This window comes from Siccirubricoccus phaeus (assembly GCF_008360935.1).
Lineage (GTDB): Bacteria > Pseudomonadota > Alphaproteobacteria > Acetobacterales > Acetobacteraceae > Siccirubricoccus > Siccirubricoccus phaeus.
This window is the reverse complement of record NZ_SRXO01000006.1, coordinates 40,968-57,511: the sequence shown is the minus strand read 5'-3', so window position 1 is coordinate 57,511 and position 16,544 is coordinate 40,968. Positions and strand designations below refer to the sequence as shown.

At 71.2% G+C, this 16,544-nt stretch carries 16 protein-coding genes; 15 read left to right on the top strand and 1 reads right to left on the bottom strand.

Annotated features, from left to right (window positions below):
- The first annotated feature begins 10 nt into the window (after positions 1–10).
- The 8 genes from E5N76_RS30065 (at position 11) to E5N76_RS10285 (ending at position 8,993) form a co-directional block, all read left to right on the top strand.
- Positions 11–385, top strand: a complete 375-nt coding sequence (locus tag E5N76_RS30065) for a DUF6511 domain-containing protein (RefSeq protein WP_207791935.1) — start codon at positions 11–13, stop codon at positions 383–385.
- Positions 385–1,146 carry a hypothetical protein gene (locus E5N76_RS10320; protein ID WP_149537220.1) on the top strand — a complete coding sequence of 254 codons (762 nt, stop codon included), beginning with the start codon at positions 385–387 and terminating at the stop codon, positions 1,144–1,146. Before E5N76_RS30065 ends, E5N76_RS10320 begins: the two co-directional genes overlap by 1 nt.
- Entirely contained in the window at positions 1,143–3,530 is a 2,388-nt protein-coding gene (locus E5N76_RS10315) for a phage/plasmid primase, P4 family (RefSeq protein ID WP_207791934.1), read from the top strand. Before E5N76_RS10320 ends, E5N76_RS10315 begins: the two co-directional genes overlap by 4 nt.
- Before the next feature lie 14 nt (positions 3,531–3,544).
- Complete coding sequence (locus tag E5N76_RS10310; RefSeq protein ID WP_409349362.1) at positions 3,545–4,159, top strand: hypothetical protein; 615 nt, start codon at positions 3,545–3,547, stop codon at positions 4,157–4,159.
- A 213-nt stretch (positions 4,160–4,372) separates the two neighbouring features.
- Entirely contained in the window at positions 4,373–4,957 is a 585-nt protein-coding gene (locus E5N76_RS10300) for a DUF6456 domain-containing protein (protein WP_149537219.1), read from the top strand.
- Between the two features lie 25 nt (positions 4,958–4,982).
- Positions 4,983–5,951: an HNH endonuclease gene (locus tag E5N76_RS10295; RefSeq protein WP_149537218.1), complete on the top strand. Its 969-nt coding sequence runs from the start codon at positions 4,983–4,985 to the stop codon at positions 5,949–5,951.
- Positions 5,952–6,292: 341 nt separating this feature from the next.
- The gene (locus tag E5N76_RS10290; protein ID WP_149537217.1) at positions 6,293–7,759 is read left to right on the top strand and encodes a site-specific DNA-methyltransferase; all 1,467 of its coding nucleotides are present in this window, start codon (positions 6,293–6,295) and stop codon (positions 7,757–7,759) included.
- A complete protein-coding gene (locus E5N76_RS10285; protein WP_149537216.1) occupies positions 7,749–8,993 on the top strand; it encodes a site-specific DNA-methyltransferase in 1,245 nt (414 codons plus the stop codon). Before E5N76_RS10290 ends, E5N76_RS10285 begins: the two co-directional genes overlap by 11 nt.
- A 37-nt stretch (positions 8,994–9,030) precedes the next feature.
- Here E5N76_RS10285 and E5N76_RS10280 read toward each other — a convergent pair whose 3' ends face one another.
- Positions 9,031–9,396: a thiol-disulfide oxidoreductase DCC family protein gene (locus tag E5N76_RS10280; protein WP_149537215.1), complete on the bottom strand. Its 366-nt coding sequence runs from the start codon at positions 9,394–9,396 to the stop codon at positions 9,031–9,033.
- Positions 9,397–9,588: 192 nt separating this feature from the next.
- Here E5N76_RS10280 and E5N76_RS10275 point away from each other — a divergent pair, with 192 nt between their 5' ends.
- The 7 genes from E5N76_RS10275 to E5N76_RS10240 all read left to right on the top strand — a co-directional run bounded on the left by E5N76_RS10275 (position 9,589) and on the right by E5N76_RS10240 (position 16,538).
- A complete protein-coding gene (locus tag E5N76_RS10275) occupies positions 9,589–9,825 on the top strand; it encodes a hypothetical protein (protein WP_149537214.1) in 237 nt (78 codons plus the stop codon).
- Between the two features lie 97 nt (positions 9,826–9,922).
- A complete protein-coding gene (locus E5N76_RS30425) occupies positions 9,923–10,780 on the top strand; it encodes a DUF3489 domain-containing protein (RefSeq protein ID WP_235907650.1) in 858 nt (285 codons plus the stop codon).
- Between the two features lie 90 nt (positions 10,781–10,870).
- On the top strand, positions 10,871–11,392 hold the full coding sequence (locus E5N76_RS10260; protein WP_149537213.1) for a hypothetical protein: 522 nt from the start codon (positions 10,871–10,873) through the stop codon (positions 11,390–11,392).
- Between the two features lie 25 nt (positions 11,393–11,417).
- Complete coding sequence (locus tag E5N76_RS10255; protein ID WP_149537212.1) at positions 11,418–13,316, top strand: phage terminase large subunit family protein; 1,899 nt, start codon at positions 11,418–11,420, stop codon at positions 13,314–13,316.
- 14 nt (positions 13,317–13,330) lie between these two features.
- A complete protein-coding gene (locus E5N76_RS10250) occupies positions 13,331–13,567 on the top strand; it encodes a phage head-tail joining protein (protein ID WP_149537211.1) in 237 nt (78 codons plus the stop codon).
- Positions 13,567–15,048 carry a phage portal protein gene (locus E5N76_RS10245; protein WP_149537210.1) on the top strand — a complete coding sequence of 494 codons (1,482 nt, stop codon included), beginning with the start codon at positions 13,567–13,569 and terminating at the stop codon, positions 15,046–15,048. Before E5N76_RS10250 ends, E5N76_RS10245 begins: the two co-directional genes overlap by 1 nt.
- On the top strand, positions 15,045–16,538 hold the full coding sequence (locus E5N76_RS10240; RefSeq protein WP_149537209.1) for a ubiquitin-activating E1 FCCH domain-containing protein: 1,494 nt from the start codon (positions 15,045–15,047) through the stop codon (positions 16,536–16,538). The genes E5N76_RS10245 and E5N76_RS10240 overlap by 4 nt, the downstream gene beginning before the upstream one ends.
- Positions 16,539–16,544 lie beyond the last annotated feature (6 nt).

Below are 16,544 nucleotides of genomic sequence, written 5' to 3'. Positions count from 1 at the left end.
GAGCACGACGATGTCCCTCGCGCCCGCGCCTCGCTCGCTCTGCGCCGTGTGCAGGCGGCCCGCGCGCGGCTTTGGCTGGTTCGACCCGACCTCGGCGAAGCCGCCGCGGCCCTCGGTCTCCTTCTGCTCCATCACCTGCCAGGGCTGGTGGGTGCGCTTGGCGCGGCGATCCACCGCCATGGTTGATCTCACTGAACAGGAACGGGCCGCCATGCGCGCCGCGATGCGCGCGATGGCCGAGGTGATGGCGGAGATCGGCTGGACCACTCCGCTCAATGCGTTGTCGGAGCAGCAGGTGTTGACGCTCGCGGAGGTGGCCGTCGGCGCCTTCCAGGACGCCATGCGGGCCTCTGCCTCCCCCTCGACGCCGGAGGTCCCGTTCTGATGACGGACGCCAGCCTCGACTTCAATCACCGCCCGAAGCCGCCGACCGCGGCAGAGGCGATCAACGACCTGATCGATGCAGCGCTGGTGGCGGAGAACGGCACGCGAGCGCGCCGCGAGTATCTTGGCGGCTCGCGGCTGGGCGATCCCTGCGCGCGGCGCCTGCAGTACGAGTTCCTCGACGTCCCGCGCGACCCCGACACCAGCTTCTCGGGTCAGACGCTCCGCATCTTCGCGGTGGGGCACGTCTTCGAGGATCTGGCGATCGGTTGGCTCCGGCGCGCCGGTTTCGACGTGCGCACCCGCAACCGTGCCGGCGAGCAGTTCGGCTTCTCGGTCGCGGGCGGGCGCGTGCAGGGCCACATCGACGGCGTGGTCGTCGCGGCGCCCACGCCGGCGCAGGCCGTCGTCGCCGTGCCGGCGCTGTGGGAGTGCAAGTCGGCCAACGCCCGGAACTGGAAGGAGATGGTCCGGCGCGGCGTGGCCGCGGCGAAGCCAATCTACGCGGCGCAGATCGCGCTCTACCAGGCCTACATGGGCCTGACCGAGGTGCCTGCCCTGTTCACCGCGGTGAACAAGGACACCGCCGAGCTCCACCACGAGCTCGTGCCCTTCGACGGCGCGCTCGCCCAGGCCACCAGCGATAAGGCGGTGCGCGTCCTGCAGGCCTGCGACGCCGGCGAGTGGCTGCCCCGCGTCGCGGCCGAGCCCGAGCACATCGAGTGCACCCGCTGCCCCTGGCGCACGCGGTGCTGGTCATGAGCGCCGCCGAGGTGATCCCGCCCATGCCGGTCGCCCCCGATGCCGCTATGGTCGCGGCCTATGCCGACATGGTCTTCGGCTGGTGCGAGGGCTGGGTCGCGGTCCGCGCCCTCGCCGAGAAGGGTGGGCCCGACCGCGCACCGCACACCCCCTTCCTGCCCGCCGATGCCGAACTGCCGGCGAAGCTCGCCGTCCAGGCGCAGTGGGCTGCCGAGACGGGCATGGCGCTCTACGTCATCCCCGGCACGGTCACCGAGCCCGGCCAGGCCAGCGCTGAGCACATCGCGCAGATGCAGGTGGTGCTGGTCGATCTCGACGGCGGCGATATCGCAGCCAAGCGGGCGTACCTCCTCCAGCACCTTGGCTCGCCCACCCTCGAGGTCGCCTCGGGTGGCATCACGCCGGAGGGCCAGGAGAAGCTCCACCTCTACTGGCGGCTGACTGAGCCCGCCACCGGCGAGGACCTCGCAACCATCTGCCGCCTCCGGCACGCGATCGCGGTGAAGGTTGGGGGCGACCCGGCCTTCCGGTCGGCGCACCAGCCGATCCGCGTCGCTGGCTCGGTGCACGCGAAGGGCGGCCACCAGCGGCTGGTCGCCATCCGCGAGAGCACCGGTCGGGACCGCGACCTGACCGAACTGGCCGAGGCGGTGCTGGCCATGCCGCCGCTGGCCGGCATCGGCGCCGCAGTAGCCATGGACACGGGCGGCGATCCCCTCGACTTCAACGGCGCGGGCTCAGCCCGCGGCGATGTCACGGAACTGTTCGGCCGGCAGATTCGGGAAGGCGGCGCCGACGGGGTCACCCGCTTCGAGGCGCTGTCCCGCATCATCGGCTACTGGATCCGCCGCTGCCAGGACGGCTTCGTCACCGCGGCCCAGGCCTGGCAGGAGATCTGCGACTACAACACCGCGCGGATCAGCCCGCCCTGGCCCGAGGACCGGCTGCGTCACGAGGCCGAGCGGCTGTGGCGCAGGGCAGAAGCCAGCCATGCCGGTGCGGGCGCCGCCGACCCCGACCATGACGAGGTTGGTGGCGACGGCACCGGCGATGATGGCGCGCTGCCGATCGGATTCACCGAGGACGCGCTCGCGGCCGAGTTCAGCGAGCAGCACGGCGAGGACTGGCGGCACGTCGCGGTCTGGGGTGCCTGGCTCAACTGGACAGGCTGCCGGTGGGAGCGCGAGGGCACCCTGCGCGCTTTCGATCTGGCCCGCCGCGTCTGTCGCGCCGCGGCCAACCGCGCGAACAGCAACAAGGTCAGGACGAAGCTGTCGCAGGCATCGACGGTCGCGGCCGTCGAGCGCCTGGCCCGCGCCGATCGCCGCCACGCCACCACCGCCGAGGTCTGGGACCGCGATCCCTGGCTGCTGAATACCCCGGCCGGCGTCGTGGATCTGCGCACGGGCGCCGTCGCCCCGCACGACCGCGCTCTCTGCATGACGAAGATCACCAGCGCGGCATCCCATGGGGAATGCCCGGCTTGGGTTGCCTTCCTCGCCCAGGTGACCGGCGGGGACGTCGAGCTGCAGGCCTACCTCCGCCGGGTGGTCGGCTATGCGCTCACCGGCGTCACCACCGAGCACGCGCTCTTCTTCCTCTACGGCACGGGTGCGAACGGCAAGTCAGTCTTCGCCAACACGCTGACGGCGCTGCTCGGCGATTACGCCACTGTCGCGCCGATGGACATGTTCATGGCGACCACCGGCGATCGCCACCCGACCGACATGGCCGGGCTTCGGGGCGCCCGCATCGTCACCTCGATCGAGACCGAGCAGGGCAGCCGCTGGGCAGAGAGCAAGCTGAAGGCGCTCACCGGCGGCGACCGCATCACCGCGCGCTTCATGCGGCAGGACTTCTTCGAATTCACCCCGCAGTTCAAGCTGCTGGTCGCTGGCAACCACAAGCCGTCCATCCGCAACGTCGACGAGGCGATGCGGCGGCGGCTGCACATGGTGCCCTTCACGGTCACGATTCCGCCCGCCCAGCGCGACAAGCGCCTTCCCGAGCGGCTGCTGGCGGAACGCGACGGCATCCTGGCCTGGGCGCTGCAGGGCTGCCTCGAATGGCAGCGTGTCGGGCTCCGCCCGCCCGCAACGGTCCTGGCCGCCACCGACGAGTACTTCGAAGCCGAGGACGCCCTTGGCCGCTGGTTGGTCGAGTGCTGCGAGCGCGGCGTCAACCACGTCGAGGCGACGGCGGTGCTCTTCGCGAGCTGGAAGGCGTGGGCGGAGGCAGGCGGCGAGTACGTCGGTTCGGTCAGGCGCTTCTCCGACAACCTCCTCAATCGTGGCTTCGAACTGCACCGCAAGGGCTCCGCACGCCAGCTGCGCGGGCTTCGGCTTTGCCAGTCGCCGGCGCCGGCTGGCGCCATCCAGTTCTGAAAGGGATGCAGCGCATGAACGCGAAAAACGGCCAAGGCTCGGCCCTTCGAGTGACGCAGATGACGCAGGCTACCCAAATACCCGTTCGCGCGCGCACACGCGCACGCGTGACGGGTGTTTCCGGATCCAGCGTCATCTGCGTCATCGACCCGGCACCGCCGACGGGAAGCCTGCTCGCCCTAGACCTCGGCAGCACCCTCGGCTGGGCGGTGCGACTGGCCGACGGCACCGTCACCTCCGGCACCGCGACCTTCCGGCCGGGACGCTTCGAGGGCGGTGGCATGGGCTGGCTGCGCTTTCGCCGCTGGCTGGACAGCATGGCTGCCAGCGCCGGCCCGCTCGGCAGCATCGTCTTCGAGGAGGTCCGGCGCCACGCCGGGACGACCGCCGCCCACGTATATGGCGGCTTCCTCGCGCACCTCACCGCCTGGTGCGAGGGCAGCGGCGTCCCCTACCAGGGCGTACCGGTCGGCACGATCAAGCGCTTCGCTACCGGCAAGGGCAACGCGCCGAAGGACGCGGTGATCGCCGCGATGCGGGCCCGCGGCTTCACGCCGACGGACGACAACGAGGCGGATGCCCTCGCGCTGCTGTTGTGGGCAATCGATGCCCAGGGCGGTGCGCAGTGAGGCTGCAGGGGGGGCCATCCTTCCCGCGGTCGCCGCTCGGGCGGGAGCCGAGCCCGGCGAATGCCGTCGACCTCGAGGCCATGCGCCGGCGCGTCTGGCGCGAGCAGGGCGTCGTCGCGCTCCGCCTCGATGACATCACCGATCCCTGGCTTCGCCAGGCACTTACCAACGAAGCGATGCGGCGCTGGGGGCCGCGGAACGGAGGCACGACCCATGGCCGCTAAGCGCAAGAAGAAGATCCGTGTCCAGCAGGAAAGCCTCGCCATGCCGAGCCGGTGGCGCCTTCAGCATGGCGGGTTCAGTGAGCCGATCCGTGAGGCCGATCCGGAGACCGGCGTACCCGTCGTGCATCGGCGCGCGGTCGACACGCTGGGTCAGATGCTCGCCAACGGCACCATCACCCAGGAAATGCATGACGCCGGCGCGGTCTTCCGGCGGCAGTTCCGCGCGGCTGCACTGGATGCGCTGCGTGGTGCGGCCCTGGTCCGCCTGCCTGCTGCGACGGGCGAGACCATGACCGAGCGGCAGGTTCAGGCCCGTCGTCAGGTCTCCGCTGCAATGGAGGTGCTGGGTGGCCCTGGCGGGGCCGCGGGTAGCTGCGTCTGGCACGTGGTCGGCCTCGAGTGCTCAGTCCGCGAGTGGGCCATGCGGCGAGGATGGGGCGGTCGGGCTGTGCCTGCCAGCCAAGCACAGGGAATGCTGGTCGCGGCACTCTCCGTGCTGGCGGGTCACTATGGACTGATCCTTCCCTCATCGCCCGGCAGCGGTATGGTATCGAGCAGGAACTGTGCACCCTGAAAATTGGCGAGTTCGTCATTAGGCCATGGCTGTTTTTCGGATTGCTGATCTCCCTGCTCCAGTCACAGCGGCCAAGGCTGACTGGCTTGTAGCGTCGGACTGGATTGGCTTCACACCGGTCGGCGACAGTCCAGATGCAGCAGGACGATGCCAGGCAACCATCGCGGCGCAGGCAGGCAACGGCTACGTCATCGAGTACATAACGCGCGACTTCGGAACGCCGAAGGCGGGCTACTTGACCGATCCCGCTTATCTGGAGGAGCGAGCTGCGCATGCTGCCGTCGCCGGACGGCTCGTGGCCATTCATCGCCTTCGCGCCTCTTCGCTGCCGCTTCGCACCATCATCGGCGAAGACGACTACAACCGTATACAGGACATGTGGGACGAAGATGGTCGGCGGCGTCGGTGGTCGGTGGCGTTTCCGATCGTCGAGAGTTACGAGATCCCGACGAAGCCTCTGGCCCGCGACGTCCTCGGGCCAGAGGCGATGCAGCGAGTCTTCGCGCATCCGTCAGCGACGCTACGACCCCTGAATGACGACGAGCGAGCCCGCATCGCCGCCCTGCCACTATCGGTCAGGACCACGCGAAATGCCTGGATCGGCATACAGGCTGACATCATGGCCGCCGAGCGCAGCGAGATCGATTCCCGCATTGCCCGCGAGATCGATCGCGACTTGGGTTCGAAGGCCGCGGAAGGCATGACTGTCGAGCAATGGACGAAGGTGCGACTACGGGCGGCGTGGCTTGCACAGCGCTTTGTCCGTGAACGCCAGAAGGACAACTCGCTCAAGTGCGATGACTGCGGCTTCGATCCGGCATCGCGGATCGACGGCACGCCCGTCAAGGCGCGATCTCTTCTGGATGTTCACCACCTTCATCCTCTGGAGGAGGGCCGACGCGTCACAACCCTCGCCGACTTCAGGCTGCTGTGCCCGACCTGCCATCGGTTGGAGCATGCACTCGTTCGTGCGAGGCTTTCGCAGTCCGCTTGAGCAAAACGAAAAGAAGCGTGGCACAGCGAATGAATGTCGCGTTGCCCGCTGAAACTCGCTCGGGCTACTGTTCGGACACTCGTTGAACTGCGCACGCGCCGCGGCTCACCAGCCACAGCGTAGCTCTGTCGAGACAGTGGCTCGCGAACCGCAGGGTCCTTCCTGGCCCCGCTGTATGCGGGGGGCGGAAGCGCGTGACATCGCTAGCGCTTGGCCCGAAATATGGTTCGCAGTTCGCACCAGTTGGCCGTGATCTCAATCGCTTAGCTGCGAACCATGGCCGCGTCGGTTCGCAGCCGCGGTTCGCACGGTTCGCACCCCTCCTGATCCCGGATGGTTCGATGACGCTCCCCTGGATGGCAGCGAAGATCCTGCTGCGCCCGGTGGCGGAGCTGCGCGCGCATTCCGGCAACGCGCGCGTGCACGGCGCTGCGCAGATCGAGCAGATCAAGGCCAGCATGCTGGCCTTCGGCTTCACCAACCCGCTGCTGGTGGACGAGGGGGGCGTGCTGATCGCCGGTCACGGCCGGCTCGAAGCCGCGGTGGCACTCGGCATCGATAAGGTGCCGACCATCGTGCTGCGGCATCTCTCCGCGGCGCAGAAGGAAGCGCTGCGCCTCGCCGACAACCGCATTGCGGAGAACGCGACCTGGGACCAGGCGCTGCTGCGCGACGCGCTCGCCGCGGCGCAGGCGGCGCCGGACCTCGACCTCGCGACGCTTGGCTTCTCGGCCGCGGAGCTCGACGACATCCTCGCGGCGGCTGGAGATGCCGTGTCCGACGGCGACGCGCCCGAGGCCCTGTCGGCGCCCGCGGTCCAGGGGGGCGGGGACGGCGCGGCGGAGACGGAAGCGCAGGCGGAGGATGATCCCGCCGATGCCGAACCCGACCCGCCGCGCCAGGCCGTCACCCGGCCAGGCGACCTCTGGACCCTCGGCGAGCACCGGCTGCTCTGCGGCGACAGCACCGATGCCGCGTCGGTAGCCCGCGTCATGGGCGAGGACCGCGCGGCGCTGCTCTTCACCAGCCCGCCCTACGGGAACCAGCGCGACTACACCACAGGCGGGGTCTCGGATTGGGACGCGCTGATGCGCGGCGTATTCCAGCACCTGCCGGCGGCCCTGACCGAGGATGGCCAGGTGCTGGTGAACCTCGGCCTGATCCACCGCGAGGGCGAGTGGCAGCCCTACTGGCAGGGCTGGCTCGACTGGATGCGCGCGCAGGGATGGCGTCGCTTCGGACTCTACGCCTGGGACCAGGGGCCCGGCCTGCCTGGGGACTGGAACGGCCGCCTCGCCCCGGCCTTCGAGCTGGTGTTCCACTTCAACCGGGAGTCCCGCGCGCCGAACAAGATCGTGCCCTGCAAATGGGCCGGCACGCCGAACAAGGGCAGCGGCCTCCGCGCCGCGGACGGCGAGGTGAAGGCCTACACCCACATCGGCCTGCCTGTGCAGGAGATGCGGATCCCGGACAGCGTGCTGCGGATCACCCGCCACAAGGGGCGCGGCATCGAGACCGGGCATCCGGCGGTGTTCCCCGTCGCGCTGCCCGAGTTCCTGATGCGCGCCTACACGGCCGAGGGCGACGCCGTGTTCGAGCCCTTCTCGGGGAGCGGGACCACCATCCTGGCTGGCCAACGCACGGGCCGGCGCGTGCGCGCCATCGAGCTCGCGCCGGCCTATGTCGACCTCGCGATCGCCCGCTGGCGGACGCTGCACCCCGAACTGCCGGTGACGCTCGCCGACGATGGCCGCGACTTCGACACCGTGGCTGCGGGCCGCGCGGAGGTGCTCCCCGATGCTGCGTGACCTCACGGTCGCCTCCATCCCGGTCGCGGCGCTCGTTCCCTACGCGGAGAATGCGCGCACGCACTCCGACGACCAGGTGGCCCAGATCGCTGCCTCGATCGCCGAGTTCGGCTTCGTGAACCCGGTCCTGGTGGACGCCGCCGGCGTGCTGGTCGCCGGCCACGGCCGTGTCATGGCCGCGAAGCGCCTGGGCATGGCCGCGGTCCCGGCGATCCGGCTCGCCCACCTGACCGAGGCGCAGGCCCGGGCGCTTCGTCTCGCTGACAACCAGATCGCGCTGAACTCCGGCTGGGACGAGGCCCTGCTCGCCGCCGAGATCGCCCGTATCCGCGACGAGGCGGTGGTGGACCTCGACGTCCTCGGCTTCTCGGGCATGGAGCTCGACCGGCTGCTGGCCGCCGCGGATGCCGGCGTCCAGGACGACGCCGACGATGCCCCCGAACCGCCGGCCACCCCCGTCACACGCGCCGGCGATCTGTGGCGCTGTGGGGACCACCGCCTGCTGTGCGGCGATGCCACGAAGCTCGGCGACGTGCAGCGCGCCCTCGGCGCCGACCGCCTCGCCGACATGGCCTTCACGGACCCGCCCTACAACGTCGCCTACCAGGGCGGCACCGCGGCCAGGATGACCATCGCCAACGACGCGCTCGGCTCCGGCTTCCTCGACTTTCTGCGCCCTGCGCTGGCGAACCTGCTCTCGGTGACGAAGGGCGCCTGCTACGTCTGCATGTCCTCATCCGAATGGCCGACGCTGCATCGCGCCTGGCAGGAGGCGGGCGGCAAGTGGTCGAGCACGATCATCTGGGCGAAGAACACCTTCGCCCTCGGCCGCGCCGACTACCACCAGCAGTTCGAGGCGATGCTCTACGGCTGGAAGGCGGGCGCGCAGCACTACTGGTGCGGCGCGCGGGACCAGGGGAACGTCTGGCACTTCGACAAGCCGGCCAGGAACGACCTGCACCCCACCATGAAACCGGTCGCGCTGGTCGAGCGCGCGATCCGCAACAGCAGCAAGCAGCGTGACACGGTGCTCGACCCGTTCGGCGGCTCCGGCACGACGATGATCGCGGCGGAGCGCACCGAACGGCGCGCGGTGCTACTCGAAGTCGACCCGGCCTATGCCGACGTGATCGTCCGGCGCTGGCAGGAGGCGACTGGCCAGGCTGCCATCCTGGACGGCGAGGATCGCGCCTTTGCGGACATCGCCGCGGCACGCGACGCCGCTGCACCCTGAGCGCGTGGGCGCGGCAGGCCACGGTGTTCCCCCGGCGTTACCGGCGCCAGAGGCGTCGGATCCGCAGGAAGGCGCGATAGCCGACCTCGAGGATGGGAAGCACGAGAGCGGAGGACGCGATCCGCCCCGCCCAGGCGAGTCTGGGGAGTTGCCGCCAGAGCTCCGCGAAGGCGGCTGCGCCGGAGGCCAACGTCCCGTCCGCCCGACGCACATGCATGCGCGCCAGCGCCGCGTCGCGCGACAGGTCCGGACCCAGGGCCTCGGCGCCGCAGGTCGAGACGTCGACGAAGGCGAGGCGGTCACCTCCGTCCGCCTTCCGGTACTGCGCGATCTCGTGCGAGCAGACCGGACAGGCGCCGTCGTAGTAGATCGTGGCGGTTGGCTGCGTGCTGGTGCGGTCCATGGCCGAGAGATGGCCCGCCGCTGGCGGCCCGCCAGGGTGCTGGTCGATGGCCGCCGCCCTGAGGATCGGCTAATCCGGAAACGCCAATCTTCGCAATAAGATAACGCTGCATCGTGCTTGGCTCGGGCGCGGCACAGCGCGAATGGTCCGTCACGCGCAGGGGATGCCCTGCACCAGAGGACGGAGACCAGCATGACCGACCGCGAAGCCCGCGCCACGCGCAACCAGCAGAAGAGCCTCGAGGCCTTCCTGCAGCAGAAGGCCCGCTTCGACGCGATGGTCGCCGAACTGCAGCAGATGAGCGCGGATCACTTCGGCGCGGATCCAGAGGAGGTCCTCTGGGGCAAGGCCGCGACGCTCGAACACTGGAACAGCCGGCTCGCGAGCGTGACGGATTGCTACTTCAAGCGCGGCGAATTCGCCGAGTAGTGCGCGGCACAACCCGCCGCGGCCCCGACCGGCAGCGCCGGCGGGGCTCCCGGCAGTAGGGGCCGATGGTCGGCACCCGACACCGGAGACCAGCACGATGACGAAGCTTTCCGACACCCAGCGCGTGATCCTGAGCGCCGCCGCGCAGCACGAGATGGGCCTGGCCCGCGCGCCGAAGACCCTGCCGGCCGCCGCCCGCAACGCGGTGTTCCGCAGTCTGATCAAGAACAACCTGCTGACCGAGATCAACGCCCCGCGGGAGCATGTCGGGCTCGGCTGGCGCCAGGATGAGGACGGGACCTGGATCGTGGCGCGCATCACCGACGACGGGCTGCGCGCCATCGGCATCGACCCGAACGCGGGCGACGCTGGCGAGGAGGACGAGCAGCGCGCCGAGGCCATCGCGCTCCGCAACGCCGAGCGCCGCGCCGCCGCGGAGGCCGGCGCGACGGGCGCGGACACGGCGCCCACGGGCGGGGCGGAGGAGGCGCCGCGGGACGAGGACGCCCCGGCGCCTGAGGCGACCCAGGGCGCGCCAACGCCCGCCCCGCGCGCGACCCTGCGCGACGCCGCCGCGGCGGTGCTGGCCGCCTGGGACGACGAGGCCAACCGCGAGACGGACATCATCGCAGCCCTCGACGGGCCGATGGCGGCCCTCCGCGCCACCCTGGCCGGCAAGCCGCCCCGCGCCGCGCGCGAGCCCGGCGCGCCGCGGAAGCCGCGCGAGGGCACGAAGCAAGAGGCGGTGCTCGCCCTGCTCCGCCGCGAGGAGGGCGCCACCATCGCCCAGATCTGCGAGGCCACCGGCTGGCAGGGTCACACGGTCCGCGGGTTCTTCGCGGGCCTGAAGAAGCGCCAGGGGATCGAGGTGCAGGTGCTGGAGCGGGTGCGCCAGGTCGGCCTGAACAAGGAGGGCGCCCGCGGGTCCTACACGATCTACCACCTGCCGGCCTGAAGGCCTGGTCGGACGCATCGAGGGCCCGCCGCCGGAAGGTAGCGGGCCCTTGCCCGTCATGGACACCACGGGCGGCGGGAGGTCGCCGCCATGCCCGAGCTGACGCCGTCCACCCGCGAGGCCGCCCGCCGCATCGGCATCACCGAGACGGCGCTCCGCAAGGCCGAGCAGACGAACCGCATCGCCCGCGAGCCGGACGGCCAGTGGGACATCGACAAGACCCGTCGGCGCCTGGTCGAGACTGCGGATCCCGCCCGCTCGCCGCTGGCCAATGGCGGGGGCGGCGGGGCGGAGGGAACGCCCTATGCCCGACTGAAGGTCGCGCAGCTCGCGCTGAAGGTCGAGGCGCAGCGGCTTGCGCTCGACGAGAACAAGCGTCGTCTGCTCGACGCCGCAGAGGCCAACGCCACGATCGACGAGATCGCCGGCGCGATGCGCGACGCGCTGCTGAACTGGCCGGCCCGCGTGTCCGGCCTGATCGCCGCGGAGCTCGGCGTCGACCCACACCTGCTGCAGACAATCCTGCAGGGGCACATCACCGACTTGCTCTCGGAGGCGGCCGATCGCTTCGACCCTCCAGGCCTCGGCGGAGATCGGGCCGCGGACCCGTGACCATGTCCGGCGCCGGGCGGGGAGCATGCTCCGCCCGCCGCCGCAGATCCGCGTGTCAGAATGGGCCGAGCGGCACCGGATCCTCGGCAGCCGCGCCTCCTCCGAGCCCGGCCCCTGGCGAACGAGCCGGACGCCGTACCTGCGCGAGGTGATGGACGCGCTCTCGGCGGTGCATCCGGCCCGGCGCGTCGTGTTCATGAAGGGGGCGCAGGTCGGCGCCACCGAGGCCGGCAACAACTGGCTCGGCTACATCCTGCACCACGTGCCCGCGCCGGTGCTGGCGGTGCAGCCGACCGTCGAGCTCGCGAAGCGCTTCTCGCGCCAGCGGGTCGACCCCTTGCTGGAGGAGACCCCGGCCCTCCGGGAGCGGGTGGCACCCGCCCGCGCGCGCGACAGCGGCAACACGCTGCTGTCGAAGGAATTCCCCGGCGGCATCCTCGTGCTGACCGGTGCCAACAGTGCGGTCGGGCTGCGCTCGATGACGGCGCGGTTCCTGTTCCTCGACGAGATCGACGCCTATCCCGGCGACGTCGAGGGCGAGGGCGACCCGATTGCGCTGGCGGAGGCCCGCGCCCGCACCTTCGGCTGGCGGCGCAAGGCCTTCCTGGTCTCGACGCCGACCATCGCCGGTCGCAGCCGGATCGAGCGGGAATATGCCGCCTCCGACCAGCGGCGCTACGTCGTGCCGTGTCCCCACTGCGGCGAGATGCAGTGGCTGCGGTTCGAGCGGCTGCGCTGGGAGAAGGGCGACCCGCGCACGGCGCGCTACCACTGCGAGACCTGTGACGAGCCGATCGAGGAGCACCACAAGACGGCCATGCTGGCCGGCGGCCAGTGGCGGGCCACGGCGGAGGCGCAGGACCCGCACACGGTCGGGTTCCACATCTCGTCCCTCTACGCGCCTGTTGGCTGGTATTCGTGGGAGCAGGTCGCGCGGGACTGGGAGGCGGCCCAGGGCAAGCCGGAGGACCTCAAGACCTTCCGGAACACCGTGCTCGGCGAGACCTGGCAAGAGCGCGGCGAGGCGCCGGATTGGGAGCGCCTGGTCGAGCGGCGCGAGGACTTCCGGATGGGCGTCGTGCCCGCCGGCGCGCTCTGTCTCACCGCCGGCGTGGACGTCCAGGACGATCGCCTCGAGTGCGACGTCTGGGGCTGGGCCGAAGGTTTCTCGTCGTGGCTGGTCGACCATGTCGTGATCCCCGGGAGTCCGCGGGAGCGGGCGCCTTGGGACGCGCTGGCGACGCTGCTCGCGCGGGACTGGCCGCGCCAGGGCGGCGGCGCGATGCGCATCGCGCGGCTCTGCGTCGACACAGGCGGCCGCGACACCGCGGCGGTCTACGGCCATCTCCGTCGGCTACGGGATCCGCGGATCGCGCCGACCAAGGGCGTGGACGGCTGGAACCGGGCGCAGCCTGTGCAGGGCCCGACGCCCGTGGACGCGATGGTCGACGGGCGCAAGCTCCGCCGCGGTCTGAAGCTCTGGACCGTCTCGGTCTCGACCTGGAAGGCCGATCTGTATCGCCGCCTCTGGCTCGGCCGCGGCGACGCGGCGGAGTTCCCGCCCGGCTGGGTGCACGTGCCACAGGGCATCGAGGCGGAGTGGGTGAAGCAGCTCGTCGCCGAGCAGCTGCACACCGTGAAGGACCGCCGCGGCTTCGCGCGGCAGGAATGGGCGAAGCTCAGGGAGCGGAACGAGGCGCTAGACTGCGCGGTGCTGGCGCGCGCGGCGCTCTGGCTCCTCGGCGCCGACCGCTACGGCGAGCGCTTCTGGGCGCAGCTCCGCGAGCAGGTCGCCAACGCCCCGCTGCAACCGAGCGAGCTTCCCACTAGCGGGAATGTCGCTCCGCTACCGCCGCCGCAGGTCGCGACCGACACCCACCGCCCGCGCGGCTGGCTCGCGCCGCGCTCGGGCTGGCTGCGCTGAAAGGGAGGACGCACATGGACCCGACCGTCCTCGCCTGGGCGCTGGCGCAGCCAGCCGGCAGCCGGGCCGCCGCGCTCGCCGCGGCCTACACCGGCGGCACCACGCGCGTGACCTTCGACGGGCGCACCGTGGAGTACCGCAGCCTCGATGAGCTCGGCCGTGCGCTGGCCGTCCTGCGCGGGGCAGAGATGACAGCGGCGCGCCGGCCGTCCGTAACGCTGGCCAGCTTCTCTCGCGGGGGAAGCAGGTGATGGGCCGACTGCGAGACGCGTGGAACGTGCTGCGCGGCTATGCCGCGGCACAGGACCAGCGTGCCTCCGCATGGGCGCCCTCGGGCGGCAGCGCGACGGCCGAGGTCGGCACCGCCGCGGAGACAGTCGCGCGCCGCGCGCGCGACGCCGTGCGCAACGATCCCTACGCGAGCCGCATCGTCGACCTGTGGACTGGCAACGCGGTGGGCGCCGGCATCACGACGCGCTGGCCGGATCAGCGTCATGCCGATGCCTGGAGGCGCTGGGCGGAGAGCACCGCCTGCGACGCCGAGGGCCGACTGGACCTCTACGGCCTCCAGGCCCTGGTCATGCGCGCAGTCGTCGAAAGCGGCGAGTGCTTCGTGCGTTTCCTGATGACCGCGCCGTCGCCCGCGAACCCGATCGGCCTGCGGCTGCAGGTGCTGGAGAGCGACCACCTCGACACAGCGCGGAATGGCATGGTGGGCGGCGCCGCGACCATCCAGGGCATCGCCCTCGGCGAGGCCGGAGAGCCGATCGGCTACTGGCTGCACCGCGTGCACCCCGGCGCGACGTGGATCCTGCCAGGGGCGACCTGGCTGAGTAGCGAGCGGATCCCCGCATCGGAGGTGCTGCACGTCTACCGCAAGCGCCGCCCCGGCCAGCTGCGCGACGTGTCCTGGCTCGCCCCCGTCCTGCTGCGCCTGCGCGATCTCGGCGACTACGAGGCCGCCCTGCTCATGAAGGCCAAGATCGAGGCATGCCTTGCCGCGGTGGTCACGGAAGAAGGCGACGAGGCCCTCACCGGCGCCGCGGCCGGCCTGCTCCGCGACGCCCAGGGCCGGACGGTCGAGAGCTTCGAGCCGGGGATGATCCTCTATCGCCGCGGCATGGGCAGCGTGGAAGTGGTGAACCCTTCGGGCGGAGGCAGCCACGCCGCCTTTGCCCGCCGCGCGTTGGAGGCCGCCGCGGTCGGCGCGGGCCTGACCTACGACCAGGTCTCCGGCGACCTCACCCAGGCGAACTACTCCTCGCTCCGCGCCGGCAAGATCGAGTTCCGCCGCCTCTGCGAGCAGGTGCAGTACGGGATGCTCATCCCGATGCTGGTGCGGCCGATCGCGGACCGCTTCCACGCCCAGGGCGCGCTGCTCGGTCTATGGGGCGCGGAGATGCCGGACGGCGTCAGCCACGTCCCGCCGGCGCACGAGATGATCGACCCGCTGAAGGACACCACCGCCCTCATCGCCCAGGTGCGCGCCGGCTTCGTGCCGCAGCCCGAAGCGGCCGGCGCCTTCGGCTACGACTTCCGCGCCGCCGTGGAGATGATCCGCGAGGCCAACGCCCTGCTCGACGAGGCCGGCATCTCGCTCGACACCGATCCGCGCCGCGTCGCGAAGTCCGGCGCCGCCCAGGACGCCGCGCAGATGGCCGCCGTCGAGATCGCCGCCACCGGCGCCGCCGCGCCACCCCGCGCCGAGCCAACCCCAGGAGCCCCCGCATGACCGCCGGCGCCTACGACTGGACTGACGACATGCTCAAGATCAAGAGCATGCAGAAGAAGTTCCGCGACAGCTTCAACGGGACCGAGATCAACCCGGCCCGCTGGGACGTCGCGGCCAGCGGCAGCGGCATGGCGCTCGCGGTCGCCGACGGCACCGTCACCATCTCCACCGGCACGACCCTCGACGACGAGGTCGTGCTGACCAGCCGCACCGCCTTCACCATCCCGCTCCGCGTCATGGTCGCGGTGAACCTCAGCCAGCGCATCGCCGGCCAGTCGGTCTGGCTCGAGCTGGTCTCGGTCGATCCGACCTCCGCCCAGCCCGACGGCCGCAGCGCCGCCGCGTGGCGGCTCGACGGCACCAGCCCGACGCTGGCGAATTACGAGGTCCAGAGCGAGGGCGCCCCGCGGCTCGTCACCGCCTCCGCCTCGACCATCCCGACCACGGCGCCAGCGGGCTGGTCGGTGCTGGAGATCGAGCTGACCAACGACGAGTGCTGGTTCCACGGAAGGCAGCTCGACACCACGGCGGCTCGCTCGAACTCCTATGTCCGCCACCAGCAGATCCCGGAGCCGAATGCGCTCTACCGCTTCCGGATCCGCGTGCGGAACCGGCAGTTCGTCAACGGTATCTCGGCGGTCGCCAACAACGGTTCCGGCCTGGTGCGGATCACCCGCGCCGCGCATGGCTTCGCGACGAACGACGTGGTGACGGTGGCGGACGTCTCCGGCGTGCCGGGGGCGAACGGCACCTTCACCATCACGGTCATCGACGCGAACAACTTCGACCTGGTCGGCTCGACCTTCTCCGGTGCCTACCTGAACACCGGCTGGGCGTCGGTCTCGCGGAACCTGGCGCCAGCCTCGAGCATAGATGTGAAGGTGCAGTTCGTCACCATCGCGGATTACGCTGAGCTCACCACCGAGATCACCGCCGGCCGCGGCCAGTCGGTCGCCGGCCAGGGGCTCGGGGTGAACGTGCTGAGCACCATCGCTCCGACGCTGACGGCAGTGGGCGGCCAGGCGCGCAACACGAACGGCGCCCTGCCGGTGCTGGTCGCGACCGGCCTGTCCGCCAACCCGACCGCGGTGACCACCGGCCGGGGCATCGACCTGCTGGCGACGCTGATCGGCGCGCTGGTGAACAAGCCCTTCTCGATCCCGGAGGCCGACTGGCAATACGCGGCGGCCGCGGGTGGGATCATCAATACCACCGACGTCGTGCTGAGGGCCGCGGCCGCCGCCGGCGTTCGGAACTACGTCACCTCGATCGACATCCGCAACGCGCACGCGACCGTGGCGACCGAGGTGGTGATCAAGGACGGCGCCACGGTGATCTGGCGGCAGCTGCTGCCTGCGGCGATGGCCGCACCCGTCGAGATCACCTTTCCCACGCCGCTGCGCGGCACGGCGGCGACGGCGGTGAACTTCGCCTGCCTGACCACGGGCGCGCAGGTCTACGTCAACGCGCAGGGCTACGCCGCGCCGTAGCGGCGC

Excerpts from the sequence above, each read along its gene's own strand:
- E5N76_RS10315 (WP_207791934.1), top strand. The coding sequence starts at position 1,143 with ATGAGCGCCGCCGAGGTGATCCCGCCCATGCCGGTCGCCCCCGATGCC.
- E5N76_RS10245 (WP_149537210.1), top strand. The coding sequence starts at position 13,567 with ATGGGCCGACTGCGAGACGCGTGGAACGTGCTGCGCGGCTATGCCGCG.
- E5N76_RS10255 (WP_149537212.1), top strand. The coding sequence starts at position 11,418 with ATGCTCCGCCCGCCGCCGCAGATCCGCGTGTCAGAATGGGCCGAGCGG.
- E5N76_RS10300 (WP_149537219.1), top strand. The coding sequence starts at position 4,373 with ATGGCCGCTAAGCGCAAGAAGAAGATCCGTGTCCAGCAGGAAAGCCTC.
- E5N76_RS10320 (WP_149537220.1), top strand. The coding sequence starts at position 385 with ATGACGGACGCCAGCCTCGACTTCAATCACCGCCCGAAGCCGCCGACC.
- E5N76_RS10290 (WP_149537217.1), top strand. The coding sequence starts at position 6,293 with ATGACGCTCCCCTGGATGGCAGCGAAGATCCTGCTGCGCCCGGTGGCG.
- E5N76_RS10310 (WP_409349362.1), top strand. The coding sequence starts at position 3,545 with ATGAACGCGAAAAACGGCCAAGGCTCGGCCCTTCGAGTGACGCAGATG.
- E5N76_RS10295 (WP_149537218.1), top strand. The coding sequence starts at position 4,983 with ATGGCTGTTTTTCGGATTGCTGATCTCCCTGCTCCAGTCACAGCGGCC.
- E5N76_RS10275 (WP_149537214.1), top strand. The coding sequence starts at position 9,589 with ATGACCGACCGCGAAGCCCGCGCCACGCGCAACCAGCAGAAGAGCCTC.
- E5N76_RS10250 (WP_149537211.1), top strand. The coding sequence starts at position 13,331 with ATGGACCCGACCGTCCTCGCCTGGGCGCTGGCGCAGCCAGCCGGCAGC.
- E5N76_RS10240 (WP_149537209.1), top strand. The coding sequence starts at position 15,045 with ATGACCGCCGGCGCCTACGACTGGACTGACGACATGCTCAAGATCAAG.
- E5N76_RS10280 (WP_149537215.1), bottom strand. The coding sequence starts at position 9,396 with ATGGACCGCACCAGCACGCAGCCAACCGCCACGATCTACTACGACGGC.
- E5N76_RS10285 (WP_149537216.1), top strand. The coding sequence starts at position 7,749 with ATGCTGCGTGACCTCACGGTCGCCTCCATCCCGGTCGCGGCGCTCGTT.
- E5N76_RS30065 (WP_207791935.1), top strand. The coding sequence starts at position 11 with ATGTCCCTCGCGCCCGCGCCTCGCTCGCTCTGCGCCGTGTGCAGGCGG.
- E5N76_RS30425 (WP_235907650.1), top strand. The coding sequence starts at position 9,923 with ATGACGAAGCTTTCCGACACCCAGCGCGTGATCCTGAGCGCCGCCGCG.
- E5N76_RS10260 (WP_149537213.1), top strand. The coding sequence starts at position 10,871 with ATGCCCGAGCTGACGCCGTCCACCCGCGAGGCCGCCCGCCGCATCGGC.